Origin of the sequence: Streptomyces sp. NPDC052773 (genome assembly GCF_044547145.1) — a bacterium.
Taxonomy (GTDB): Bacteria; Actinomycetota; Actinomycetes; order Streptomycetales; family Streptomycetaceae; genus Streptomyces.
In genome coordinates this window covers 107896-133398 of sequence record NZ_JBITZX010000009.1, presented here as the reverse complement: position 1 = coordinate 133398, position 25503 = coordinate 107896, and the positions used below count along the sequence as shown (strand labels likewise).

Below are 25503 nucleotides of genomic sequence, written 5' to 3'. Positions count from 1 at the left end.
ATTCGAGCGGCCTCCGTGGCCGAGCACCGGTCGATGCAGCGAGCCGCCCTGCTGGACGCGGCTCGGTCCCTGTTGTCCGAGGGCGGGACGGAGGCGCTGACCTTCCCGGCCCTCGCCGAGCGGACGGGGCTGGCGCGGTCGTCCGTGTACGAGTATTTCCGGTCGCGGGCCGCTGTGGTCGAGGAGCTGTGCGAGGCCGACTTCCCCGTGTGGGCGGCGGAGGTCGAGGCGGCGATGGCCGCGGCTCAGGATCCGCAGGCCAAGGTCGAGGCGTACGTGCGGCGGCAGCTCGAGCTGGTCGGGGACCAGCGGCACCGCGCCGTCGTCGCCATCTCGGCGAGCGAGCTGGACGCGGGGGCCCGGGAGAAGATCCGGGCGGCGCACGGGGCGCTGGTCGGGATGATCGTGGACGTGCTGGGGGAGATGGGCCACGCCGAGCCCCGGCTCACCGCGATGATGCTCCAGGGGGTCGTCGACTCGGCCGTGCGGCGGATCGAGCTGGGCTTCGAGGAGCCGGCGGTCGTCGCGGACGCGGCCGTGCGGATGGCTCTGCGGGGGGTCATGGGCTGAGCGGGGACCTGCTCGCGCGGTGCCCGCGCTTTTCGCTGACGGGGGTGCGGGAGTTTCGGCGGGTGTGGCGGCCCTCCTGCCCGGCGTTGTGCCTCGGCGGAGGGACCGCTGCCCGGCGGAGCGGGGTGCCGCCCGCGCCCACCCTCCCCCAAGCTCTCGGCTTCGCTCGAGCAGGGGGAACCCCCAGCGCCCCAGGCGGCACGCATGCCCGCGGGTTGTCCCGGCCGCGGTTATGGCCTCGCTGGGAGTGGGACGCCCAGTACCGGGAGCAGCACCGGCGGGCCGGAGCGGAGCAGCCAGGGCGGCAGCAGGGACAGGGGGTCCAGGTAGGTCTTTCCGCGGCGTAGGCCCCAGTGCAGGCAGGTGGCCGGGCAGTGGGAGGGGGTCGGCTCCAGGGTGCCCAGGGGCTGTCCCGCGGTGACCTCGTCGCCCTTGCGGACCGAGGCGCGGACCGGCTCGTAGGTGGTCCGCAGGCGTGGGTCGCCCGTGCCCGTCAGGTCCACGGAGACCACGCCCCGGCCCGCCACGCGGCCCGCGAAGGACACGCGGCCGGAGGCCACGGCCAGGACGGGGCTGTGCGGTGGGGCCGCCAGGTCGACGCCGCGGTGACCGCGGGCGTACGGCGTCGGCGGCGGATCCCAGGCGCGCAGGACGGTCGGGCGTCCGCCCGGCAGGGGCCAGGTGCGGCCCACGGGGGAGGGGCCCGGGGGTGGCCCGGCCTCCCCAGGAGCTGCGTCTGCCGGGGGAGGCCCGGCCTCCGCGGGTGCCGCGCCCGCCGGGGGTGGCCCGGCCTTCGCGGGTGCCGCACCCGCTGTGGGTGCCTCGGTCTTCGCGGGTGCCGCGCCCGCTGGGGGAGGCCCGGCCTCCGCGGGTGCCGCGTCCCCCGGGGCTGGCTCGGTGTTCGGGGGTGCCGCGGCCTCCGGGAGTGGCTCGGCCTCCGGGAGAGGCTCGGCCTCCGAAGGGGCCGCGTCGCCCGGGGCTGGCTCGCCCTTCGCGGGTGCCGCGTTCGCCGATGGTGGCTCGGCCTTCGTGGGGGCTGTTTCCGCCGGCGGTGGCTCGGCCTCCGTGAGGGCCGTGTCCGGCAGCCATGGCCCGGTCTTCGCCAGGGCCATGGCTGCCGGGGAGACCCCGGCCTCCGTGCGGGCCGCGTCCGCCGGGGATGGCCCGGTCTTCGCGGGGGCCGTGTCCGTCGGCGGTGGCCCGGCGCCCGCAGGGGCCCCGCCCGCCGGGCCCAGCAGGGACAGCAGCAGCACTACCGGCAGCGCGTACACGCATCGCTTCGCTCGCATGGCCTCACCGTGCCGCGACCGCGCCGGTCACCGCCGGAGCCTGTGGACTACTCCCCGGTTGTGGACAGCGGCGTCACCCGGCGCTCCGCCGGTCCCGTACACTTCTGATGGCGATCCGGGTCACCGGGTCGACTTCGCACGCCCCGACACCGGGAGCCGGCACCGTCCGGAATCTCGGAGTCAGCGCCCCTCGGTCCTTGCGGCAACGGCGCGCTGCGGGCGTCAGGCGCGGGAGCCGTCCGGCATCCGCGGCACAACCGAGAACCAAGGAGAACACGGCCATGGCCGTCGTCACGATGCGGGAGCTGCTGGAGAGCGGCGTCCACTTCGGTCACCAGACCCGTCGTTGGAACCCGAAGATGAAGCGCTTCATCTTCACGGAGCGCAACGGCATCTACATCATCGACCTGCTCCAGTCGCTGTCGTACATCGACCGCGCCTACGAGTTCGTCAAGGAGACCGTCGCCCACGGCGGCACGGTCATGTTCGTCGGCACGAAGAAGCAGGCGCAGGAGGCCATCGCCGAGCAGGCCACCCGCGTCGGCATGCCCTACGTCAACCAGCGCTGGCTGGGCGGCATGCTCACCAACTTCTCGACCGTCTACAAGCGTCTGCAGCGCCTGAAGGAGCTGGAGCAGATCGACTTCGAGGACGTCGCGTCCTCCGGTCTGACCAAGAAGGAGCTGCTGGTCCTCTCCCGCGAGAAGGCCAAGCTGGAGAAGACCCTCGGCGGTATCCGCGAGATGCAGAAGGTGCCGAGCGCCGTCTGGATTGTGGACACCAAGAAGGAGCACATCGCCGTTGGTGAGGCCCGGAAGCTGAACATTCCGGTCGTCGCGATCCTCGACACCAACTGCGACCCCGACGAGGTCGACTACAAGATCCCGGGCAACGACGACGCGATCCGCTCCGTCACCCTGCTCACCCGCGTCATCGCCGACGCCGTCGCCGAGGGCCTGATGGCCCGCTCCGGCGTGGCCGAGGCCGGCAAGGGCGACAAGGCCGCCGGCGAGCCGCTGGCCGAGTGGGAGCGCGACCTGCTCGAGGGCGAGAAGAAGGCCGAGGAGGCCCCGGCCGCCGCCGAGGCGCCCGCCGCCGAGGCTCCGGCCGCCGAGGCTCCGGCCGCGGAGGCCACCGAGGCTCCGGCCGCCGAGGGCGAGCAGGCCTGACCGCCGGCGTCAGCCGTTGACGGCGGGAGCGGTGGCATCAAGACCGCTCCCGCCGTTCACCCGTAGGTCAGCGCGGCGTCCCCGATCCGCACCCCGCGTCGCGGACCGTGCAGACCTCCGATCTTCCAGACTTCGAGAGAGATTCACAGAATCATGGCGAACTACACCGCCGCCGACGTCAAGAAGCTCCGTGAGCTCACCGGCGCCGGCATGATGGACTGCAAGAAGGCGCTGGACGAGGCCGAGGGCAACGTCGAGAAGGCCGTCGAGGCGCTGCGCATCAAGGGCCAGAAGGGCGTCGCCAAGCGCGAGGGCCGCTCCGCCGAGAACGGCGCCGTGGTCTCGATCATCGCCGACGACAACTCCTCCGGCGTCCTCGTCGAGCTGAAGTGCGAGACGGACTTCGTCGCCAAGGGCGAGAAGTTCCAGGCCGTCGCCAACAAGATCGCCGAGCACGTCGCCGCGACCTCCCCGGCCGACCTGGACGCCCTGCTCGCCTCCGAGATCGAGCCCGGCAAGACCGTCCAGGCGTTCGTGGACGAGGCCAACGCCAACCTGGGCGAGAAGATCGTCCTGGACCGCTTCGCGCAGTACTCCGACGGCTTCGTGCTCGCCTACATGCACCGCACGATGCCCGACCTGCCCCCGCAGATCGGTGTCCTCGTCGAGCTCGACAAGCCGAACGCCGAGGTCGCCAAGGGCGTCGCCCAGCACATCGCCGCCTTCGCGCCGAAGTACCTCTCCAAGGACGAGATCCCGGCCGAGGTCGTCGAGTCCGAGCGCCGTATCGCCGAGGAGACCACCCGCGCCGAGGGCAAGCCCGAGGCCGCGATCGCCAAGATCGTCGAGGGTCGTCTGAACGGCTTCTTCAAGGACGCCACGCTGCTCGGCCAGCCCTACGCGCTCGACAACAAGAAGTCCGTCCAGAAGGTTCTGGACGAGGCCGGTGTCACCCTGAAGCGCTTCACGCGCATCAAGGTCGGCATCTGAGTCCGTACCGCGACGGGTACTCGGTCCCGATAGGGTCGGGTGCGGTCGTTTGCGTACGCCGCCACGCACACGCGCGTGGCGGGCGACAGCAGATCTGACGAGGAGGCCATTGCCGCGCATGGGTTGCGAATGACACCCCACCGGCAGTGGCCTTCTTCGTATGTGCAACACGTGAAAGAGGCGGGATCCCCCATGACCACCAAGGCCCAGAAGAGCGACGACGGCAAAGTACGCGGCCGGTTTCTGCTGAAGCTGTCCGGAGAGGCCTTCTCCGGTGGCGGGGGCCTGGGCGTCGACCCCGACGTGGTGCACAAGATCGCCCGCGAGATCGCGGCCGTCGTGCGCGACGGCGCGCAGATCGCGGTCGTCATCGGCGGCGGCAACTTCTTCCGCGGCGCCGAACTCCAGCAGCGCGGCATGGACCGCGCCCGCTCGGACTACATGGGCATGCTCGGTACCGTGATGAACTGCCTCGCCCTCCAGGACTTCCTGGAGAAGGAGGGCATCGACAGCCGGGTCCAGACCGCCATCACCATGGGCCAGGTCGCCGAGCCGTACATCCCGCTGCGCGCCGTGCGCCACCTGGAGAAGGGGCGCGTGGTCATCTTCGGCGCCGGTATGGGCATGCCGTACTTCTCCACCGACACCACCGCCGCCCAGCGCGCCCTGGAGATCGACGCCGAGGCGCTGCTCATGGGCAAGAACGGAGTCGACGGGGTCTACGACTCCGACCCGAAGACCAACCCGGACGCCGTGAAGTTCGACGCGCTCGGCTACGGCGAGGTCATCACGCGCGATCTGAAGGTCGCCGACGCCACGGCCATCACGCTGTGCCGTGACAACAAGCTGCCGATCCTCGTCTTCGAGCTTCTGGCCGAGGGCAATATCGCCCGGGCCGTCAAGGGTGAGAAGATCGGCACGCTGGTGGGTGACCAGGGCAGCCGGAACTGACCGGTTGAGCCACGGACCCCGGCCGGGGGATGGACAATGTCCTGCCGGTCGGGAACCGTGCAGGAAGAAGACGCGACGCAGCCGGCCGCCGACCACAACACGTCAATCGCAGCCGGGCCTACTCAAGACACGCAGGAGCAAGTGGTGATCGAAGAGACCCTCCTCGAGGCCGAGGAGAAGATGGAGAAGGCCGTCGTGGTCGCCAAGGAGGACTTCGCCGCGATCCGCACCGGCCGTGCGCACCCGGCGATGTTCAACAAGATCGTGGCCGACTACTACGGCGCACCGACGCCGATCAACCAGCTGGCCTCGTTCTCCGTTCCGGAGCCGCGCATGGCCGTCGTGACCCCGTTCGACAAGAGCGCGCTGCGCAACATCGAGCAGGCGATCCGCGACTCCGACCTGGGCGTCAACCCGAGCAACGACGGCAACATCATCCGAGTGGTGTTCCCGGAGCTGACCGAGGAGCGCCGCCGCGAGTACATCAAGGTCGCCAAGGGCAAGGGCGAGGACGCGAAGATCTCGATCCGCTCCGTGCGCCGCAAGGCCAAGGACGCCATCGACAAGCTGATCAAGGACGGCGAGATCGGCGAGGACGAGGGCCGCCGCGCGGAGAAGGAGCTCGACGACACCACCGCGAAGTACGTCGCCCAGGTGGACGAGCTCCTGAAGCACAAGGAAGCCGAACTGCTCGAGGTCTGATGAACGACTCTTCCTGGGGGGCGCCGCAGACCGGGTACTGGGGCCCGCCCGACCAAGGGCCTGCCCAGGGGCATGTCCGGGGACCCGTCCAGGGAGCCGCCCCGGCAGCTCCCGCGTACGATGCGCGTGACGCGCAGCAGACTCGGCCCATGCCCATCGTGCCCGACGTATCCGCACACGGCGGAAACCAGGATGACGACCGGAGGGCCGCTCGGCTGAGCGGCCCTCTGTTCCGAGACGAGAGCACGTCGGCGACCTCCACCGGAGCGCCGCGGAATCCGGAGCCCATGCACGACGCCCCGCAGCCGGCCCCCGCCCCGCAGAAGAAGAGCGCGGGCCGGGACCTCGGTGCCGCGATAGGGGTCGGCGTCGGACTGGGCGCGGTGATCGTCGCGTCGCTGTTCGTCTACAAGGCCGTGTTCGTCGGGGTGATTGCGGTCGCCGTGGTGGTCGGGCTGTGGGAGCTGACCAAGCGGCTGGACGAGCGCAAGGGCATCCGCGTGCCGCTGGTGCCGCTCGCCATCGGCGGCGCGGCCATGGTCGTCGCCGGATACGTCCGCGGCGCCGAGGGCGCCTGGGTGGCGATGGCGCTCACCGCGCTCGCGGTGCTGGTCTGGCGGATGACGGAACCACCGGAGGGCTACCTCAAGGACGTCACGGCCGGCGTCTTCGCCGCGTTCTACGTCCCGTTCCTGGCCACGTTCGTCGCGATGATGCTCACGGCCGAGGACGGGCCCTGGCGGGTGCTGACGTTCCTGCTGCTGACCGTGGTCAGCGACACCGGGGCGTACGCCGTCGGCTGGCGGTTCGGCAAGCACAAGCTGGCCCCGCGGATCAGCCCCGGCAAGACCCGCGAGGGCCTGCTCGGCGCGGTCACGTTCGCGATGGCCGTGGGCGCGCTGTGCATGCAGTTCCTGGTGGACGGCGGCAGTTGGTGGCAGGGCCTGCTGCTCGGCCTCGCGGTCGCGGCGAGCGCTACCCTGGGCGACCTCGGCGAGTCCATGATCAAGCGGGACCTGGGCATCAAGGACATGGGCACGCTGCTGCCCGGACACGGCGGCATCATGGACCGCCTCGACTCCCTGCTGCCCACCGCCCCGGTGGTGTGGCTGCTCCTCGTGGTCTTCGTTGGCAGCGGCTGACCGACCACCCTCCGGCAGCGCGAAGCCCCCGCCCTCGGGCGGGGGCTTTCCCACACCCCTGGGTCCGCTCGGTGAAAGGTGGCGGCCGAGACGGGCGGCCCGGGTCACCCATGTGGATCTGCGACACTGGTACCACCATGCCCAAGCCCGGAGAACTCACTTTCGTCGCCCCGCGCGGAGCCAAGACGCCGCCGCGGCATCTTGCCGATCTCTCGCCCGCGGAGCGCAAGGCCGCCGTCGCGGAGATCGGTGAGAAGCCGTTCCGTGCCAAGCAGCTCTCGCAGCACTACTTCGCGCGGTACGCGCACGACCCGGAGCAGTGGACCGACATCCCGGCCGGTTCGCGCGAGAAGCTGCGCGAGTCGCTGTTCCCGGAGCTGATGACCGTCGTACGGCATCTGTCGACGGACGAGGGCGCGACGCGCAAGACACTGTGGCGGCTGTTCGACGGCACGCTGGTGGAGTCGGTGCTGATGCGTTACCCGGACCGGGTGACCATGTGCATCAGCTCGCAGGCCGGGTGCGGGATGAACTGCCCCTTCTGCGCCACCGGGCAGGCGGGGCTCGACCGGAACCTGTCGACCGCCGAGATCGTGCACCAGATCGTGGACGGCATGCGCGCGCTGCGCGACGGCGAGGTGCCCGGCGGGCCCGCGCGGCTGTCGAACATCGTCTTCATGGGGATGGGCGAGCCGCTCGCCAACTACAAGCGGGTCGTCGGCGCCATCCGCGCCCTCACCGACCCCGCCCCCGACGGGCTGGGGCTGTCGCAGCGCGGCATCACCGTGTCGACGGTGGGCCTCGTCCCCGCCATCCACCGGTTCGCCGACGAGGGCTTCAAGTGCCGCCTCGCGATCTCGCTGCACGCGCCCGACGACGAGCTGCGCGACACCCTGGTCCCGGTGAACACCCGGTGGAAGGTGCGCGAGGTGCTGGACGCCGGGTTCGAGTACGCGGAGAAGTCGGGGCGCCGGCTGTCCATCGAGTACGCGCTGATCCGGGACATCAACGACCAGGCCTGGCGGGGCGACCGGCTGGGCCGGCTGCTCAAGGGCAGGCCCGTGCACGTCAACCTCATCCCGCTGAACCCGACGCCCGGGTCGAAGTGGACCGCCTCTCGGCCCGAGGACGAGAAGGCGTTCGTGGAGGCCATCGCCGCGCATGGTGTGCCGGTGACGATCCGGGACACCCGTGGTCAGGAGATCGACGGGGCGTGTGGTCAGCTCGCCGCCACCGAACGGTAGTCTGACGGGCGTAAGTACATCTGCATATTCCGACAGGGGAGCGCCACAGCGCTGAGAGTGCGGCACCCGGCCGCAGACCCTCCGAACCTGGCCCAGGTCATTCTGGGTAGGGAGATCGGTCATCACTCGAGCTGTTGCGCCCTGCCCGGGAGCCCCCGGATTTTCCCCGGAGGTCCCGGGCAGGGCCGCGTCTCTTCCTGGTCACTCCAGGAGGAATCCAGTGAGCATCACCAAGAAGGCCACGATCATGGCCGTCGGGCTCGGCCTGGTCACGCTGTCCGCGTGCGGGTCGTCCGACGGCGACCAGGCGTCCGGCGGCGGTTCCGGATCCAAGACCGTCACGCTGGTCAGCCACAACTCGTGGGCCGTCTCGAAGGACGTCCTCGCCGCCTTCGAGAAGAAGTCCGGCTACAAGGTCAAGGTGCTGGAGGACGGCGACGCCGGGCAGGCCGTCAACAAGGCGATCCTGACCAAGGACAACCCGCAGGGCGACGTCTTCTTCGGCGTCGACAACACCCTGCTCTCCCGCGCCCTCGACAACGGCCTCTTCCAGCCGTACGAGCCGAAGGGCTCCGACCGGATCCTGCCCGAGTACCGCGCCGACGAGGCGAAGCACCGGGTCACGCCCGTCGACACCGGCGACATCTGCGTCAACTACGACAAGGCGTACTTCGCCGAGAAGAAGCTGACCCCGCCGGACTCCTTCGACGACCTGGTCAAGCCGCAGTACAAGAACCTGCTGGTCACCGAGAACCCCGCCACCTCCTCGCCGGGCCTCGGCTTCCTGCTCGGCACCGCCGCGAAGTACGGCGATGGGGGCACCTCCCGCTCGAGCGAAGCCGAGAGTGGGGGAGGCTGGCAGGACTACTGGAAGAAGCTGAAGGCCAACGGCGTGAAGGTCGTCGACGGCTGGGAGCAGGCGTACAACGAGGAGTTCTCCGGCTCCGCCGGCGGGAAGAAGGCCAAGGCCGACCGGCCGCTCGTCGTGTCGTACGCCTCCTCGCCGCCCGCCGAGGTCATCTACGCCGACCCGAAGCCGAAGACCGCCCCGACCGGGGTCGCCGAGGGCACCTGCTTCCGGCAGGTCGAGTACGCGGGGCTGCTGAGCAACGCCGGGAACCCCGAGGGCGGCAAGGCGCTCCTGGACTTCCTGATCGGCAAGGAGTTCCAGGACGACATGCCGCTGAACATGTTCGTCTACCCGGTGCGGGAGGGCGCCCAGGTGCCCGAGGAGTTCGTGAAGTACGGCCCGCAGGCCGAGGACCCCGAGACCATGGACCCGGCGAAGATCGCCGACAACCGTGACGACTGGGTCAAGTCGTGGACCTCGCTCGTACTGAAGTAACCCCCCGCGAGGGCGGCGCGAAGAGCGCGGCGGCGCGGCTCGGGCTCATGGCCCTGCCCGTCGCGTTCTTCGCCGCATTCTTCGCCTGGCCCGTCGCCGCGATCGTCGCCCGCGGCCTCGTCGTCGACGGGTCCTGGCAGCTCGGGCGGCTCGCGGAGGTGCCCGCCGACCCCGCCGTCCGGCACGTCCTGTGGTTCACCACCTGGCAGGCGCTCGCCTCCACCGCGCTCACCCTGCTGCTCGCGCTGCCCGCCGCGTATGTCTTCGCCCGCCTCGACTTCCCCGGCAAGCAGTTGCTGCGCGCGGTGGTGACCGTGCCGTTCGTGCTGCCCACGGTCGTGGCCGGTACGGCGTTCCTGGCGCTGCTCGGGCGCGGCGGACTGCTGGACGAGCTATGGGGCGTACGGCTGGACACCACCGTGTGGGCGATCCTGCTCGCGCACGTCTTCTTCAACTACGCGGTCGTCGTCCGCACGGTCGGCGGGCTGTGGGCGCAGCTCGACCCGCGGCAGGAGGAGGCCGCGCGGATGCTCGGCGCGTCCCCGTTCACCGCCTGGCGGACGGTCACGCTCCCGGCGCTCGCGCCCGCCGTGGCCGCCGCCGCGCTGATGGTGTTCCTGTTCACCTTCACCTCCTTCGGCGTGGTGCAGATCCTCGGCGGGCCCGAGTTCTCCACCCTCGAAGTGGAGATCTACCGGCAGACGTCCGAGATCTTCGACCTGTCCACGGCCGCGGTGCTCACCCTCGTCCAGTTCGCGGCGGTCGGCGCGATCCTCGCCGTGCACGCCTGGACGGTACGGCGCCGGGAGACCGCGCTGCGGCTGGTCGACGCGGCGGTGACCGCGCGCCGGCCGCGCGGGGCCGGGCAGTGGGCGCTGGTGGCCGGGGTCCTCGTCACGATCGCCCTGCTGCTGGTGCTGCCGCTGGCGGTGCTGGTGCAGCGCTCCCTCGACGCGCCCGGGCTGCGGTACTACGAGGCGCTGACCCGGGCGGACGGCGGCACCTTCCTCGTCCCGCCGATCGAGGCCATCGGCAACTCCCTTCGGTACGCCCTCGCCGCGACCGCCATCGCCGTCGTGATCGGCGGGCTCGCGGCGGCGGCGCTCACCCGGCGGGACGCCGGGCGGTTCGTGCGCGGATTCGACGCGCTGCTGATGCTGCCGCTGGGCGTGTCCGCGGTGACCGTCGGCTTCGGCTTCCTGATCGCGCTCGACGAGCCGCCGCTGGACCTGCGGGCCTCGTGGATCCTGGTGCCGCTCGCGCAGGCGCTGGTCGGGGTGCCCTTCGTGGTGCGGACGATGCTGCCGGTGCTGCGGGCCGTGGACGTGCGGCTGCGGGAGGCGGCGGCGGTGCTCGGGGCGTCGCCGTGGCGGGTGTGGCGGGAGGTCGATCTGCCGATGGTGCGGCGGGCGCTGCTGGTCGCGGCCGGGTTCGCGTTCGCCGTGTCCCTCGGGGAGTTCGGGGCGACCGTGTTCATCGCGCGGCCCGACAACCCCACCCTGCCGGTCGCCGTGGCCCGGCTGCTCGGGCGGCCCGGCGACCTCAACTACGGGCAGGCGATGGCCCTGTCGACGATTCTGATGGTGGTGTGCGCGGTGGCGCTGCTGGTGCTGGAGCGGCTGCGGACCGACCGGACGGGGGAGTTCTGATGCTGCTGCGGACCGACCGGACGGGGGAGTTGTGATGCTGCTGCGGGTCGAGGGCGCGACGGTGCGGTTCGGCGGGCGGGCCGTGCTCGACGCGGTCGATCTCGCCGTCGCCGAGCACGAGGTGGTGTGTGTGCTCGGGCCCAGCGGCAGCGGCAAGTCCACGCTGCTGCGGGCGGTGGCCGGGCTGCAGGGCCTCGACGCGGGGCGGGTCGTGCTGGACGGGCGCGACCAGACGGGGGTGCCCGCGCACCGGCGGGAACTCGGACTGATGTTCCAGGACCACCAGCTGTTCCCGCAGCGGGACGTGGGCGGCAACGTGGCCTTCGGACTGCGCATGCACGGCGTCTCCCGGCGCCGGCAGGACGAGCGGGTACGGGAGCTGCTGGACCTGGTCGGACTGCCGGGGGCCGCCCGCCGGGCCGTGGCCGCGCTCTCCGGCGGCGAGCAGCAGCGGGTCGCGCTGGCCCGCGCGCTCGCGCCCTCGCCGCGGCTGCTGATGCTGGACGAGCCGCTGGGCCAGCTCGACCGGTCGCTGCGGGAGCGGCTGGTCGTCGAACTCCGGGAGCTGTTCGGCCGGTTGGGCACCACCGTGCTCGCGGTGACCCACGACCAGGGGGAGGCGTTCGCGCTCGCCGACCGGGTCGTGGTGATGCGGGACGGGCGGATCGCCCAGTCCGGGACACCGCTCGCGGTGTGGCAGCGGCCGGCGGACGCGTTCGTGGCCCGCTTCCTCGGCTTCGACAACGTGGTCGACGCCACCGTCACCGGACAGGCCGCCGCCACGCCCTGGGGCAAGCTGCCGGTCCCCGAGGGCGCCGCCCAGGGGGCGCGCACCCTGCTGGTACGGCCCGCCGGGGTGCGCCTGGTCGCCCCCGACGCCGGGCTGCGCTGCACGGTCGCCGCCCGCACCTTCAAGGGCACCCATGTCGCCGTGCACCTCCAGCCGGAGGGCGCCCCGCGTCTGGAGGCGGCGTGCGCGCTGCGCTCCGCGCCGGAGGTCGGGGACGTGGTCGGCGTGGAGTTCGACGCGGCCGAAATCGTGGTGCTCGACTGAGCGAGCGGATCATAGGGTGCGAGCCATGAGCCGACTCGCACATGACCGCTACTGCGACGAAATAGCCGATCAGGTACACCGGTTGAGGGCGGTGGTGACGTCCGGCGCCGATCTCTCCGCGACCGTCCCGACCTGCCCCGACTGGTCGCTGGAAGAGCTGGTGCGGCACACCGGCGGGGCCCTGCGCTGGGTGGAGCTGCTGGTGCGCACCAGGGCGGAGAAGGAGATCCCGCTGAGCGAGGTGCCGGGCGGCGCCGGACCCGAGGCGACGGGGGACGCGGCGGCGCTCGACACCTGGCTGGCGGAGGGCGCCGAGGCGGTCGTCGCGGCACTGCGGGAGGCCGGTCCGGACGCCGCGGTGTGGGCCTGGTCCGGGATCAACACCGCCGGGTTCTGGGCGCGCCGGATGACCCACGAGGTCACCGTGCACCGCGCCGACGCCACGCTCGCCGCCGGGCTGCCCTACGAGGTGGCGCCCGAGGTCGCGGCGGACGCCGTGGACGAGTGGCTGGAGATCGTGCGGTTCGTGCAGCGGGCCCTGCCGGACGGCCCGGCGAGCGAGCTGCGCGGCACGGGCCGCAGCCTCCACCTCCATGCCACCGACACCGAGCCCGGGCTGAACGCAGAGTGGGTGATCGAGCTGACCGAGGACGGGGTCGCCTGGCACCGCGGCCACGAGAAGGCGACCGTCGCCCTGCGCGGCCCGCTCACCTCGGTGATGCTCGCCTTCTACCGCCGCCTCCCCCTGGACGCGCCCGGCCTGGAGGTGCTGGGGGAGCGGGAGGTGCTGGACTTCTGGCTGGAACGAGCGACGTTCGGCTGACCGTCATCCTGGCCCGCCCTCGGCCCGGCCCGGCTCGGTCGGCCCGGATACGCGGATGGCCCGCCCCGTCAGTCCTCCCGGGGCGGGCCATCGTAGGGCGGTGGGTCAGTCGTTGCTGTTCGCGCCGCGGCGGCGGAGGCCGAAGAAGACCGCGCCGCCGCCGATGACGACCAGGGCGGCCGCGATGCCGACGATCAGGCCGGTGTTCGAGTTGGCGCCGGTCTCGGCGAGGTTGGACTCACCGGCCGCGGGGGACGGGGCGTTGCTCGCGGTGTCCGCGGGCGCGCTGCTGCCGCCCTCGGAGGCGGACGGGGTGGGCGTGGCGGAGTCCTCCGGGGCCGACGGGGTCTCGGAGGCCGACGGGGTGTCCGACGGGGTGTCGGAGGGGGTCTCCGACGGGGTCGGGGTCGGCGTCGGGGTGGGAGTCGGGGTGTCGCCCGGCTTGCACGGGGTGGACGGGGTGGTCAGGTTCGGCTTGATGTCCTCGTCGACCTGGTTCCCGGCCTTGACGTGGATCCGGTACGTGGCGTTCGGCTTCCAGTCCTCCTCGAAGGTGATCGTGACGCCTTCGTGGGAGCCCCGGACCTCCTGGGTGCCGACCAGACGCTCGTCGGCGCCGTTGTTCTCCAGGTAGACCGAGACGGTCGCCGGGACACCCGTGGGGTCCTTGTCGGTGACCCTGATGACGCCCTTCGCGCCGTCGCACTCGGCGGCGGCGGAGAACTCACTGATGTCACAGGCGAGGGCGGTGCCCGCGACGCCGAGCGCCAGGGCGGCCGAAGCGGAGGCGACACCGATCATGCGCACGGAACGTGCAACGTTACGGCGAGTTATGGACACGTTTGTCCTTTACGGGATACGCACATGCGGGGGGTTGACAGGGGCGACGGGGTGACACCGGCTCACGGCGTCCGTCCCGGAACCCCCAGGAGGCTCACAGGTTTATAAGCGCTCCATAAGGAGTGTCAATGCACATGCCCGCCACGGGGGTTGGCTTTGCCCGCTTATTAACCGCCGAGACGTTTCAACGCCACCGGAGCCTCCTCGATCCGGTCGACCAGCGCCACCCGCGCCGCCATCGGCCGCTCCCGCGCGAGCGCCCGCAGCAGCGGCCAGGCCGGCAGGTGCTCCGTCCAGTGCGCCCGGTCCACCAGCACCATCGGGGTCGGCTCGCCGCGCGACTCGTAGTAGTTCGGCGTCGCGTTGTCGAAGATCTCCTGTACGGTGCCGGCGGCGCCCGGCAGGAAGACCACCCCGGCGGTGCAGCGGGCCAGCAGGCCGGCCATGGGGGTGCCCCGCTCGAGCGAAGCCGAGAGTGGGGGAGGGTGGCGTTGGAGAAGTACTTGGCGATGTGCGCGGCGAAGGCGTTCGGCGGCTCGTGGCCGTAGAACCAGGTCGGCACGGCGACCGAGGGCCCGCCACCGGGCCACCGCCCGCGCACCTCGAAGGCGGCCCGCGCCCACTCGGTGACCGACGGGACGAACGACGGCACCTTGGCGAGGACGCGGAGGGCGTCGGTGAGCATGGTGTCCTCGAACGGTGCCGCGTACGCGCCCAGGTTGGCGGCCTCCATTGCGCCGGGCCCGCCTCCGGTCGCGACGGTGAACCCCGCGCGCGCCAGCGCGCGACCGAGACGCGCGGCACCGGCGTACGCCTCCGTTCCGCGCGCCATCGCGTGTCCGCCCATGACGCCCACCACCCGCGCGCCCACGAGGAGTTCGTCGAGCGCGTCGGAGACCGAGTCGTCGTGGACCGCGCGCAGCATGGAGGCGAAGACGTCGCCGTCGGACCTGGTCTGTCGGAACCAGGCGTAGGAGCGGGCGTCGGGGGTGGCCTCGTACCCCTCGTCGAGTCCGTCGAACAACTCGTCGGGGGTGTAGACGAATCCGCGGTACGGATCGAAGGGGAGGCCCGGTATCGGCGGGAAGACCAGGGCTCCGGCGGCGCCGACGCGGGCGGCGGCCTCGCGGGTCATGGGGCAGCCGAGGAAGACGGCGCCGGTGACATCCGCGGCGAGGAGGGCGTCCGTACGGTCCGTCAGATCGACGGACTGGACGCGGAAGTGAGCGAGCGTGCGCTGCCGGGAGACGACCTCGTCGAACTCGGCGAGGGACTCGATCTCCCGGTCGTGGGAGGTGTGGTGGCTCTCTGGCTGGGCGGGTGCCGGATGCACCCGCCCATGCTAGGCAGCCTCGTCGTACGGGACGGTCAGCCCTCGATGGCCGCCGGGTCCATCCAGACGACCTCCCAGGTGTGGCCGTCGAGGTCGTCGAAGGAGCGGCCGTACATGAAGCCGAGGTCCTGCGTCTCGCCGGAGGCCGTGCCGCCCACCGCGATCGCCTTGTCCACCAGCTCGTCGACCTTCTCCCGGCTCTCCGCGCTCAGCGCGATCAGCACCTCGCTGGTGCGGGTGGCGTCGGCGATCTCCTTCTTGGTGAACTGGGCGTACTTCTCCTTGGTGAGCAGCATGGTGACGATCGTGTCGCTGATGACGACGCTGGCCGCGGTCTCGTCGCTGAACTGGGGGTTGATCGAGTAGCCCAGCTCGGTGAAGAACTTCTTCGAGGCGTCCAGGTCGGCGACGGGCAGGTTCACGAAAATCATCTGCTGGTACATCGGGTCTCTCCCTCGGTTTTCGTCGTTCTCGGTGGGATAGACCGGGGCGCCGCCGCGAACTCATCGGTGCCCGGAGATTTTTTCGCACAGTTTTTTGTACGGCCTTTCGTACGGCCCTCAGCCCGCCAGCGGCTGGGCCGCCAGCGCCGCGACGATCAGGGTCAGCGGCCCGAACATCGCCAGCAGCGCGCCCGCGCGCAGGGCCGCGGCGCCGCGCAGGACCGTACTGGGCGCGCCGAGCCTGACGAGCGCGGCGGTGGTGTCGGCGCGGGACTGCCGCGCCTCGACGGCCGCCATGAGGAGCGTCGCCGTGGTGCAGCCCGCCACCAGGAGCGCGCCGAGGGTGGTGAGGGGGCCGAGGGTCACCGGGTCCCCGAGGGTGGCCAGGGCGTACGCCGCGGAGACGACCGCGCAGACGACACCGAGCGGGCGTCCGATGCGCGCGGCCTCCGCCATCAGGGCGCGGCCCGCGAGGAGGCGCAGGGCGCCGGGCCGGGCGCACTGGAGGAGACGGCCGCACAGGTGGGTGAGGCCCGGCCCGGCCAACGCGAGACCCACGGCGGTCAGGGCCCAGCCCGCGAGGACGCCCAGGGGGCCGATGGTGAGGCCGCTGGGCACGGCGAGGTCGGCGGCGGTGGTGGCTCCGGCGGCGTAGGCCTCGACGGCGAGGCCCGCGGCGAGGATGGCGACACCCCATGGGAGGGTCGCCGGGGCGGCGGTGTGGAGGTCGGCGGAGGCGACCGGTGTGTGGGGCGCGGGGCTTCGCGGGTCGGCCGTAGTGGTGCCGGCCGGTGTCCGCACGGCACCGTCGGGCGTTCGAGCGGAGCTGTCCGGCGTTCGCACGGCCCCTTCCGGCGTTCGCGCGGTGCCGTCCCACTGGGCGACGGGTGCCGTGGCGGTGGGGCGGGGGCGGCTGTCCGCGGGGCGGGCCTGGGCGGCGCCCGGGGCGCGGCCGGTGCCCCGTCGGCGTTGCGCGCCGAAGCGGCCGTACGCCCCGAAGGTGTCCCGCTCCTTGGGCCCTTCCCCGAAGGCCCCGAAGCGGCCGAAGCGGCGGCGGCCCTGTTGAGCGGGCGCGGGGTCGCGGGGGCGCAGGACCAGGGCCACGCAGAGGGACGCGATGGCCGGGACCGAGGCCAGCAGGGTCAGGGCCCCCGGCAGCGGGAGGGGCCGGCCGGCGGCGAGGAAGTCCGCGGCGGCGCCGTCGAAGGGCATGCCGGTCAGGTCACCGCGCAGGTGGAGGAAGAAGAACAGGGCGAGGAGGGAGCCCAGGGTGGTGGCCAGCGCCGTGGTGGTCGCCGAGACGGCCATGAGGCGGGCCGGGCCCAGGCCGACCGCGGACAGGCCGGGGCGCGGGGTGGTGGCCGGGTCGGTGCGGGCGACGGCGACGGCGAGCTGGACCGTCGTGGCCAGCGGCACCGCGCACCAGGCCAGGCGGAGCAGGAGGGACCCGGCCGGGTCGCCCGGGTGGCCCAGCGCGTACCCGAGGGCGGACAGCAGGAGGAAGCCCGTTCCGGCCGAGGCCGCCGCGACCAGCAGGCGGCGCAGCTGGACGGCCGGATGGGCGCTGCGGGTCAGGCGGAGAGCGAGCACGCGGCCCGGCCTTCCGTCTCGGGGGCCGGGGGGAGGTGGACGGTGTTCACGCGGCGTCCGTCCAGGAGGGAGACCGTGCGGTCCGCGAGGGCCGCGGTGTCCGGGTCGTGGGTGGCGAGGACCACCGTGATGCCGTGCGAGCGGGCGGCCGTGGTCAGGGTGCGCAGGACGTGGCCGCGGTCCGCGCGGTGCAGCGGCGCGGTCGGCTCGTCGGCGAAGAGGACCGTCGGGGCGGGGGCGAGCGCGCGGGCGATGCAGACGCGCTGCCGCTCGGACTGGACGAGGTCGGCGGGGCGTTTGCGGGCCTTGTCGCCGACGTCGAGGCGTTCCAGCCACTCCTGCGCGGCGACCTTGGCGCGGCGCCGGGTGGTGCCGCGCAGCATCAGCGGCAGGGCGGCGTTCTCCCAGACGTTCAGCTCCGGCACGAGGGCGGGCGCCGGGTCGATCCAGCCGAACCGGTCGCGGCGCAGCCGTTCGCGGGCGATGGGGCCCATGGTGTGCACGGGGACGCTGTTGAACCAGACCTCGCCGCGCTGGGCGGGCACCAGGCCGGCCAGACAACCGAGCAGGGTGGACTTGCCGCTGCCGCGCGGGCCGGTGACGGCCAGGATCTCGCCCTCGCGCACGCCGAGCGAGACGCCGCTCAGCGCGGGTGAGCCGTCCTTGTGCGTGAAGTGCAGTGACCGTGCCCAGAGCACGTCGTTGTCCGGCGGGGCCTCCATGGGCGTACACCTCGGTTCAGATCTGTGGTTCCCGTGCCTGTTCCCCCGTGCGGGTGAACGAAGGCGGGGCCGATCGGTCACTGGCACGCTAGGCAGCTCGCCGCGGGAGGCCGGACAGCACGCGGCCCCGGGCGCCCGTTTCTCACTCGAACGGGCGGCACCGGGGCCGGTTGATCATCCGTGCGGAAGATCAGAGCTTCGTCCACGCCTCCGTGAGGGTGGCGCGCAGGATCTGCTCGATCTCGTCGAAGGTCTCCTGGGTGGAGATCAGCGGCGGGGCGAGCTGGACGACCGGGTCACCGCGGTCGTCGGCACGGCAGTACAGGCCGTTGTCGAACAGGGCCTTCGAGAGGAAGCCGTACAGGACGCGCTCGGTCTCCTCCTCGTTGAAGGACTCCTTGGTGTTCTTGTCCTTCACCAGCTCGATGCCGTAGAAGTAGCCGTTGCCGCGGACGTCGCCGACGATCGGCAGGTCGTGCAGTTTCTGGAGCGTGGACAGGAACGCGCCCTCGTTGTCCAGCACGTGCTGGGTCAGGTTCTCGCGCTCGAACAGGTCGAGGTTGGCGAGGCCCACCGCGGCCGACACGGGGTGGCCGCCGAAGGTGTAGCCGTGCAGGAAGGTGTTGTCGCCCTTGTAGAACGGCTCGGCGACGCGGTCGGAGACGATGCACGCGCCGATCGGGGAGTAGCCCGAGGTCATGCCCTTGGCGCAGGTGATCATGTCCGGGACGTAGCCGAACTTGTCGCAGGCGAAGATCGTGCCGAGGCGGCCGAAGGCGCAGATGACCTCGTCCGACACCAGCAGCACGTCGTACTGGTCGCAGATCTCGCGGACCCGCTGGAAGTACCCGGGCGGCGGCGGGAAGCAGCCACCGGCGTTCTGCACCGGCTCCAGGAAGACCGCGGCGACGGTCTCCGGGCCCTCGAAGAGGATCTGCTGCTCGATCTGGTCGGCGGCCCAGCGGCCGAAGGCCTCGGGGTCGTCGCCGTGGATCGGGGCGCGGTAGATGTTGGTGTTCGGCACCTTGTGCGCGCCCGGGACGAGCGGCTCGAAGGGGGCCTTGAGGGCCGGCAGGCCGGTGATGGACAGGGCGCCCTGCGGGGTGCCGTGGTAGGCGACCGCGCGGGAGATGACCTTGTACTTGGTCGGCTTGCCCTTGAGCTTGAAGTACTGCTTGGCGAGCTTCCAGGCGGTCTCGACCGCCTCGCCGCCGCCGGTGGTGAAGAAGACCTTGTTGAGGTCGCCCGGCGCGTGGTCGGCCAGGCGCTCCGCGAGCTCGACGGCCTTCGGGTGCGCGTAGGACCAGACGGGGAAGAACGCCAGTTCCTGGGCCTGCTTGGCGGCGGTCTCGGCGAGTTCGGTGCGGCCGTGGCCGGCCTGGACCACGAAGAGACCCGCGAGACCGTCGAGGTACCGCTTGCCCTTGTCGTCGTAGATGTAGGTGCCCTCACCGCGGACGATGGTCGGGACGGGGGAGTTCTCGTACGACGACATGCGGGTGAAGTGCATCCACAGGTGGTCGTACGCGGTTCGGCTGAGGTCCTTGGTGCTCACGGTTATCGGGTCCTCACGGGTTATCGGGTTCCCCACATGTAGGTCTGCTTCTTGAGCTTCAGGTAGACGAAGCTCTCGGTGGAGCGCACGCCGGGCAGGGCCCGGATGCGCTTGTTGATGACGTCCAGCAGGTGGTCATCGTCCTCGCAGACGATCTCCGCGAGGATGTCGAACGAGCCCGCGGTCATCACCACGTACTCCACTTCCGACATGTCAGTCAGCGCGTCGGCGACGGACTCCACGTCGCCCTCGACGTTGATCCCGACCATCGCCTGCCGGCGGAAGCCCACGGTGAGCGGGTCCGTGACGGCGACGATCTGCATCACGCCCTGGTCGAGCAGCTTCTGGACGCGCTGGCGCACGGCGGCCTCGGAGAGGCCGACGGCCTTGCCGATGGCCGCGTACGGCCGGCGGCCGTCCTCCTGGAGCTGCTCGATGATGGCGAGGGAGACGGCATCCAGCTGGGGATTGCCGCCGTTCCTGGACTCGCGGGAGTCCTTCTGGTCTGCGCTTCGACTGGCCACGACCTCACTGTGCACGAGGACTCGACAGTTTTGCAAGGCCGAATCGATGAAATCCGTTGTTTGCGTGATCCAAGCTTGCGGATTTCGCAGATTCCGCCCCTTGGGGGGTGTTGAAACGGTGGGTCGACCGACTAGGGTGGGCATCTCAAGGAATGGACATCGACAGGAGGGCCGGCAGTGACCACCGAACTGCGTCGCCTGCGCAACTACATCGACGGAGAGTTCCGGGACGCCGCCGACGGACGGACCACGGACGTGGTGAACCCCGCCACCGGCGAGGCGTACGCCACCGCACCGCTGTCCGGGCAGGCCGACGTCGACGCCGCCATGGCGGCCGCCGAGGCCGCGTTCCCGGCCTGGCGCGACACCACGCCCGCCGAGCGGCAGAAGGCCCTCCTGAAGATCGCTGACGCGTTCGAGGAGCGCGCCGAGGAACTCATCGCGGCCGAGGTGGAGAACACGGGCAAGCCCATCGGGCTGACCCGCACCGAGGAGATCCCGCCGATGGTGGACCAGATCCGCTTCTTCGCGGGCGCCGCGCGGATGCTGGAGGGCCGCTCCGCCGGTGAGTACATGGACGGGATGACCTCGATCATCCGCCGCGAGCCGGTCGGCGTCTGTGCCCAGGTCGCTCCGTGGAACTACCCGATGATGATGGCCGTATGGAAGTTCGCCCCGGCCATCGCCGCGGGCAACACGGTCGTCCTGAAGCCGTCGGACACCACCCCCGCGTCCACCGTGCTGATCGCCGAGATCGTCGGCTCGATCCTGCCCAAGGGCGTCTTCAACGTCATCTGCGGCGACCGCGAGACGGGCCGCATGATGGTCGAGCACCCGGTCCCGGCGATGGCCTCCATCACCGGCTCGGTGCGCGCCGGCATGTCCGTCGCCGAGTCCGCCTCCAAGGACCTCAAGCGGGTCCACCTGGAGCTGGGCGGCAAGGCGCCGGTCGTCGTCTTCGAGGACACCGACATCGCCAAGGCCGTCGAGGACATCTCCGTCGCCGGCTTCTTCAACGCCGGCCAGGACTGTACGGCCGCCACCCGCGTCCTCGTCCAGGAGGCCATCCACGACGAGTTCGTCGCCGCGCTCGCCAAGGCCGCCGCCGAGACCAAGACCGGTCAGCCGGACGACGAGGACGTGCTCTTCGGCCCGCTGAACAACCCGAACCAGCTCAAGCAGGTCGCCGGCTTCATCGAGCGGCTGCCCGCCCACGCCAAGGTCGAGGCCGGTGGCCACCAGGTCGGCGAGCGGGGCTACTTCTACGCCCCGACCGTCGTCTCCGGCCTGAAGCAGGACGACGAGATCATCCAGAACGAGGTCTTCGGCCCGGTCATCACCGTGCAGTCCTTCACCGACGAGGACCAGGCGGTCCAGTACGCCAACGGCGTCGAGTACGCCCTCGCCTCCTCGGTGTGGACGAAGGACCACGGCCGCGCCATGCGGATGTCCAAGAAGCTCGACTTCGGCTGCGTGTGGATCAACACCCACATCCCGCTGGTCGCCGAGATGCCGCACGGCGGCTTCAAGAAGTCCGGCTACGGCAAGGACCTGTCGGGCTACGGCTTCGAGGACTACACCCGCATCAAGCACGTCATGACGTCGCTGGACGCGTGACACGCCGCTGAACGGGCGCGGTTGAGCCCGCGGCCCCGGACGGAGGACGGACCGTCCGGGGCCGCGTTTTTTGTTGTCTCCGGGTTTCGTCCGGCCCTGCCGGGCCTCAGTGGCCGTGCGGGGCCTGCTCGTCGTGGGACTTGTCCGGCTGCTCTTCGGCCGTGGGCGTGGCCTGCTCGTCCGCCCGGACCGTGAAGGCCGCCGTGTGGACCTCGCCGCCGGTCTTGAAGTCGAGGAAGAGGCGGTAGGTGCCCTGGCTGGGGGCGGTCGCGGAGAAGGCGACCTCCGGGCCGGAGGCGGCGGTGCCGTGGGCCTCCTCGTGCGGGTGGACGTGCAGGTAGGCGAGGTCGCCGGAGCGCAGGGCGACCAGGTGGCCGTAGGCGCCGAGGTACGGCTGGAGGTCGGTGACCGGCTTGCCGTCGCGGCGGACGGTGAAGGTGAGGTCGCTCGCGCCGCCGGCCTTCAGGGTGCCGTCGAGGGTGACCTCGTAGCCGTCCACGGTGGCCGTGGCCGCGGGGGCGGGCAGGGCGTCCGGGGTGTAGGCGCCGGAGACCGCCAGGTCCGCGCCCAGCGTCAGACCCTCGCGTTCGGCGGCGGGCGTGAAGTCGGCGAGGACGCGGTAGCCGCCGGGGTCGGGAAGAGTGGTCCTGGCCGTCCAGGTGCCGTCGGCGGCGCGGGTGGGGTGCAGGTGGCGGTAGGTGGTGAGGTCGCGTGAGGCGAGGATCAGGTGCAGGTCCTTCTCGTGCTCGCGCCGGTAGTCGGTCACCGGGCGGCCGTCCGCGTCGCGGATGACGAAACGCAGGGTGGCCGGTTCGTCCGCCGTCACGCGCGGGGTCTTCAGGTCCAGGGTGTAGCCGTCCTGGGAGATCTGGAGGCCGCCGGGTGTGGTGTCCCCGGGTGCGGTGTCCCCGGGTACGGGGGAGGAGTGGGCGGCCGACTCGTGACCGCCGCCCCCGTCGGTGTCCGTGGAGATCGGGGAGACGGCGTCACCGATGCCGTACGCGGCGGCGAAGGACGCGGCCAGCGCGGCGCCGAAGGCACCGATCTTGTACAGGGGGCGCATCTCTGACTCCTGACTGCTCTTGATCTGGGTACCCGGAGGGGGTATATATGTGAGCAGCTTATACCCCCTGGGGGTATGAAGGAAAGTGCGGACGGCGAGAGCCGGCGAGCAGGAAGTCCAGGAGGAGCGACGATGATCACCACGGCCCCCGGCACCACCGAGGTCGAACTCGCCATCGGCGGCATGACCTGCGCCTCCTGCGCGGCGCGCATCGAGAAGAAGCTCAACCGCATGGACGGCGTCACCGCCACCGTCAACTACGCGACGGAGAAGGCGAGGGTGACCTACGCCGGGAACGTGACCGTCCCCGATCTCATCGCCACCGTCGAGGCCACCGGATACACCGCACGGGAACCGGAGCCGCCGCGGGCCGGCCCGGACGAGACGCCCCCCGAGGAGCGCGAGGCCGCGGACGAGCTGAGGCCGCTGCGACAGCGGCTGGTCACCGCCGTCGCGCTCGCCGTCCCGGTGATCGCCATGGCCATGATCCCGGCGCTCCAGTTCGAGTACTGGCAGTGGCTGTCGCTGACCCTCGCCGCCCCCGTCGTCACCTACGCCGCCTGGCCCTTCCACCGCGCCGCGTGGACCAACGCCCGGCACGGCGCCGCCACCATGGACACCCTGATCTCGGTCGGTACCTCGGCCGCGTTCCTGTGGTCGCTGTGGGCGCTGTTCCTCGGCACGGCCGGCACGCCCGGCATGACCCACCCCTTCGAGCTGACCATCGCCCGCAGCGACGGCTCGGGGAACATCTACCTGGAGGCCGCCGCCGGCGTCACCGCGTTCATCCTCGCCGGCCGCTACTTCGAGGCCCGCTCCAAGCGCAAGGCGGGCGCCGCGCTGCGGGCGCTGATGGAACTCGGCGCCAAGGACGTCACCGTGCTGCGCGGCGGCACCGAAGTGCGCGTGCCCGTCGGGGAGTTGAAGGCGGGCGACCGGTTCGTCGTGCGGCCCGGCGAGAAGATCGCCACGGACGGCACCGTCGTCGAGGGCAGCTCCGCCGTGGACGCCTCCATGCTCACCGGAGAGTCCGTGCCCGTCGAGGTCGGCGTCGGCGACTTTGTCACCGGTGCCACCGTGAACGCCGGGGGCCGCCTGGTCGTCGAGGCCACCCGGATCGGCGCCGACACCCAGCTCGCCCGGATGGCCAAGCTCGTCGAGGACGCGCAGAACGGCAAGGCCGCAGCCCAGCGGCTCGCCGACCGGATCTCCGGAGTCTTCGTGCCGGTCGTCATCGCGCTCGCCCTCGGCACCCTCGGCTTCTGGCTCGGCAACGGCGCCGGACTGACCGCCGCCTTCACCGCCGCCGTCGCCGTGCTGATCATCGCCTGCCCCTGCGCCCTCGGGCTGGCCACACCGACCGCGCTGCTCGTCGGCACCGGGCGCGGCGCCCAGCTCGGCATCCTCATCAAGGGCCCGGAGGTCCTGGAGTCCACCCGCAAGGTCGACACCGTCGTCCTCGACAAGACCGGCACCGTCACCACCGGCAGGATGACCCTGCTCGCCGTGCACACCGCCGACTCCACCGACGAGGACGAGGTCCTGCGGCTGGCCGGAGCCCTCGAGAACGCCTCCGAGCACCCCATCGCCCGGGCCGTCGCCGCCGGGGCCGCGGAGCGGATCGGCGCCCTGCCGGTGCCGGAGGACTTCGCCAACGTTCCGGGGCTGGGTGTGCAGGGCGTCGTCGAGGGGCACGCCGTGCTCGTCGGCAGGGAGAAGCTGCTGGCCGAGTGGGCCATGTCCCTGCCGGTGGAGCTGGAGCGCGCCAAGGCCGAGGCTGAGGCAGCCGGCCGGACCGCCATCGCGGTCGCCTGGGACGGCGAGGCCCGCGCCGTGCTGGAGGTCGCCGACGCCGTGAAGGACACCAGCGCCGAGGCCGTCCGCCGGCTGCGGGCCCTCGGGCTGCGGCCGGTGCTGCTCACCGGCGACAACCAGGCCGTCGCCGAGGCGGTGGCCGCCGAGGTCGGCATCGACGAGGTGATCGCCGAGGTGCTGCCCGAGGACAAGGTGGCGGTCGTCAAGCGGCTCCAGGCCGAGGGCCGTACGGTCGCCATGGTCGGCGACGGTGTCAACGACGCCGCCGCGCTCGCCCAGGCCGACCTCGGACTCGCCATGGGCACCGGCACGGACGCGGCGATCGAGGCCGGCGACCTGACCCTGGTCCGCGGCGACCTGCGCGCCGCAGCCGACGCGATCCGGCTGTCCCGCCGCACCCTCGGCACCATCAAGTCCAACCTGTTCTGGGCCTTCGCCTACAACGTCGCCGCCCTGCCGCTCGCCGCGGCCGGTCTGCTCAACCCGATGATCGCGGGCGCGGCGATGGCGTTCTCCTCGGTGTTCGTGGTCAGCAACTCGCTGCGGCTGCGCGGGTTCAAGGCCACGAGCTGAGAGACCGTCAGGGACGCGGTCCCGCCGGCACCGGCCGTGGAGGGGGCCGGTGCCGGCGTGGGCGTGGAGGGGACGGTGTCAACGCGGCCCGTTGAGGAGGGCCGGTGTCGGCGCCGGCCGGCCTCCTCAGCGCTCCTCGCCGTGCCGCTCCTGCGCCGCCATCACCTCGTCGCCGTACTCGAACGCCCAGGCGCCGAAGGCGTCGATCGGGGCGAGCAACGTCCGCCCCAGCGCGGTCAGTTCGTAGTCCACGCGCGGCGGGGCGCCGCCGTACGCGCGCCGGGCCACGAGCCCGTTGAACTCCAGGCGGCGCAACGTCTCCGTCAGCACCTTCTGGCTGATGCCGCCGATGCGCTCCCGCAGTTCGCCCGGCCGGCACGGGCCGTCCCGCAGCGCCCACAACACCACCGCGTTCCAGGTGTTGGCGAGCAGGTCGAAGGCGAGCCGGGCGCGGCAGTCGGCGAGGAAGCCCTGGTCAGTCGTCACACACCGAATGGTGC

22 protein-coding genes, 1 pseudogene and 1 riboswitch are annotated in these 25503 nt (G+C 71.9%); of the genes and pseudogenes, 13 read left to right on the top strand and 10 right to left on the bottom strand.

What is annotated here, in order from left to right; translation table 11 throughout:
• Positions 1-15: 15 nt before the first annotated feature.
• Complete coding sequence (locus ACIG0D_RS21180; RefSeq protein WP_399803360.1) at positions 16-570, top strand: TetR/AcrR family transcriptional regulator; 555 nt, start codon at positions 16-18, stop codon at positions 568-570.
• Between the two features lie 230 nt (positions 571-800).
• Here ACIG0D_RS21180 and ACIG0D_RS21175 read toward each other — a convergent pair whose 3' ends face one another.
• On the bottom strand, positions 801-1262 hold the full coding sequence (locus ACIG0D_RS21175) for a murein hydrolase activator EnvC family protein (RefSeq protein ID WP_399802975.1): 462 nt from the start codon (positions 1260-1262) through the stop codon (positions 801-803).
• An 878-nt stretch (positions 1263-2140) separates the two neighbouring features.
• On the opposite strand from ACIG0D_RS21175, the gene rpsB reads away from it, so the two are divergent.
• The 10 genes from rpsB to ACIG0D_RS21125 all read left to right on the top strand — a co-directional run bounded on the left by rpsB (position 2141) and on the right by ACIG0D_RS21125 (position 12928).
• Entirely contained in the window at positions 2141-3028 is an 888-nt protein-coding gene (rpsB, locus tag ACIG0D_RS21170) for a 30S ribosomal protein S2 (protein ID WP_399802972.1), read from the top strand.
• Positions 3029-3181: 153 nt separating this feature from the next.
• Entirely contained in the window at positions 3182-4018 is an 837-nt protein-coding gene (gene tsf, locus ACIG0D_RS21165; RefSeq protein WP_399802967.1) for a translation elongation factor Ts, read from the top strand.
• Between the two features lie 192 nt (positions 4019-4210).
• Positions 4211-4969 carry a UMP kinase gene (gene pyrH, locus ACIG0D_RS21160; RefSeq protein ID WP_166002526.1) on the top strand — a complete coding sequence of 253 codons (759 nt, stop codon included), beginning with the start codon at positions 4211-4213 and terminating at the stop codon, positions 4967-4969.
• A gap of 144 nt (positions 4970-5113) precedes the next feature.
• Positions 5114-5671 carry a ribosome recycling factor gene (gene frr, locus ACIG0D_RS21155; protein ID WP_043506945.1) on the top strand — a complete coding sequence of 186 codons (558 nt, stop codon included), beginning with the start codon at positions 5114-5116 and terminating at the stop codon, positions 5669-5671.
• Complete coding sequence (locus ACIG0D_RS21150) at positions 5671-6813, top strand: phosphatidate cytidylyltransferase (protein ID WP_399802964.1); 1143 nt, start codon at positions 5671-5673, stop codon at positions 6811-6813. Before frr ends, ACIG0D_RS21150 begins: the two co-directional genes overlap by 1 nt.
• Before the next feature lie 137 nt (positions 6814-6950).
• Positions 6951-8057: a 23S rRNA (adenine(2503)-C(2))-methyltransferase RlmN gene (gene rlmN / locus ACIG0D_RS21145; RefSeq protein WP_399802961.1), complete on the top strand. Its 1107-nt coding sequence runs from the start codon at positions 6951-6953 to the stop codon at positions 8055-8057.
• Between the two features lie 24 nt (positions 8058-8081).
• Positions 8082-8188: riboswitch (TPP riboswitch) on the top strand.
• An 89-nt stretch (positions 8189-8277) separates the two neighbouring features.
• On the top strand, positions 8278-9402 hold the full coding sequence (locus ACIG0D_RS21140) for a thiamine ABC transporter substrate binding subunit (protein WP_399802958.1): 1125 nt from the start codon (positions 8278-8280) through the stop codon (positions 9400-9402).
• Positions 9403-9449: 47 nt separating this feature from the next.
• The gene (locus ACIG0D_RS21135; RefSeq protein WP_399803356.1) at positions 9450-11051 is read left to right on the top strand and encodes an ABC transporter permease; all 1602 of its coding nucleotides are present in this window, start codon (positions 9450-9452) and stop codon (positions 11049-11051) included.
• A gap of 34 nt (positions 11052-11085) precedes the next feature.
• Positions 11086-12105: an ABC transporter ATP-binding protein gene (locus ACIG0D_RS21130; RefSeq protein WP_399802956.1), complete on the top strand. Its 1020-nt coding sequence runs from the start codon at positions 11086-11088 to the stop codon at positions 12103-12105.
• Positions 12106-12130: 25 nt separating this feature from the next.
• Positions 12131-12928: a maleylpyruvate isomerase family mycothiol-dependent enzyme gene (locus ACIG0D_RS21125; protein WP_399802954.1), complete on the top strand. Its 798-nt coding sequence runs from the start codon at positions 12131-12133 to the stop codon at positions 12926-12928.
• A 105-nt stretch (positions 12929-13033) separates the two neighbouring features.
• On the opposite strand, the gene ACIG0D_RS21120 is transcribed toward ACIG0D_RS21125, so the two are convergent.
• From ACIG0D_RS21120 to ACIG0D_RS21090, 7 genes and pseudogenes are all read right to left on the bottom strand, one after another.
• On the bottom strand, positions 13034-13729 hold the full coding sequence (locus tag ACIG0D_RS21120; RefSeq protein WP_399803353.1) for an LAETG motif-containing sortase-dependent surface protein: 696 nt from the start codon (positions 13727-13729) through the stop codon (positions 13034-13036).
• A gap of 206 nt (positions 13730-13935) precedes the next feature.
• Positions 13936-15101 (bottom strand): annotated as a pseudogene (locus ACIG0D_RS21115) (LOG family protein).
• 35 nt (positions 15102-15136) lie between these two features.
• Entirely contained in the window at positions 15137-15544 is a 408-nt protein-coding gene (locus ACIG0D_RS21110) for a VOC family protein (RefSeq protein WP_399802952.1), read from the bottom strand.
• Positions 15545-15661: 117 nt separating this feature from the next.
• Entirely contained in the window at positions 15662-17134 is a 1473-nt protein-coding gene (locus tag ACIG0D_RS21105) for a hypothetical protein (protein WP_399802950.1), read from the bottom strand.
• Positions 17116-17856 (bottom strand): ATP-binding cassette domain-containing protein, encoded by a 741-nt coding sequence (locus ACIG0D_RS21100; protein WP_365758503.1) that lies wholly within the window; start codon positions 17854-17856, stop codon positions 17116-17118. The genes ACIG0D_RS21105 and ACIG0D_RS21100 overlap by 19 nt, the downstream gene beginning before the upstream one ends.
• 190 nt (positions 17857-18046) lie before the next feature.
• Positions 18047-19411 (bottom strand): aspartate aminotransferase family protein, encoded by a 1365-nt coding sequence (locus ACIG0D_RS21095; protein WP_399802947.1) that lies wholly within the window; start codon positions 19409-19411, stop codon positions 18047-18049.
• Between the two features lie 20 nt (positions 19412-19431).
• Positions 19432-19950, bottom strand: a complete 519-nt coding sequence (locus ACIG0D_RS21090; protein ID WP_365758507.1) for an Lrp/AsnC family transcriptional regulator — start codon at positions 19948-19950, stop codon at positions 19432-19434.
• A 162-nt stretch (positions 19951-20112) separates the two neighbouring features.
• Between ACIG0D_RS21090 and ACIG0D_RS21085 the strand changes: the two genes are divergently transcribed.
• The gene (locus tag ACIG0D_RS21085) at positions 20113-21552 is read left to right on the top strand and encodes a gamma-aminobutyraldehyde dehydrogenase (protein ID WP_399802945.1); all 1440 of its coding nucleotides are present in this window, start codon (positions 20113-20115) and stop codon (positions 21550-21552) included.
• A gap of 106 nt (positions 21553-21658) precedes the next feature.
• Here ACIG0D_RS21085 and ACIG0D_RS21080 read toward each other — a convergent pair whose 3' ends face one another.
• Positions 21659-22615: a hypothetical protein gene (locus ACIG0D_RS21080; RefSeq protein WP_399802943.1), complete on the bottom strand. Its 957-nt coding sequence runs from the start codon at positions 22613-22615 to the stop codon at positions 21659-21661.
• A 132-nt stretch (positions 22616-22747) separates the two neighbouring features.
• Here ACIG0D_RS21080 and ACIG0D_RS21075 point away from each other — a divergent pair, with 132 nt between their 5' ends.
• Positions 22748-25003, top strand: a complete 2256-nt coding sequence (locus ACIG0D_RS21075; protein WP_399802940.1) for a heavy metal translocating P-type ATPase — start codon at positions 22748-22750, stop codon at positions 25001-25003.
• 126 nt (positions 25004-25129) lie between these two features.
• On the opposite strand, the gene ACIG0D_RS21070 is transcribed toward ACIG0D_RS21075, so the two are convergent.
• A complete protein-coding gene (locus ACIG0D_RS21070) occupies positions 25130-25489 on the bottom strand; it encodes a winged helix-turn-helix transcriptional regulator (RefSeq protein ID WP_399802937.1) in 360 nt (119 codons plus the stop codon).
• Between the last annotated feature and the right edge of the window lie 14 nt (positions 25490-25503).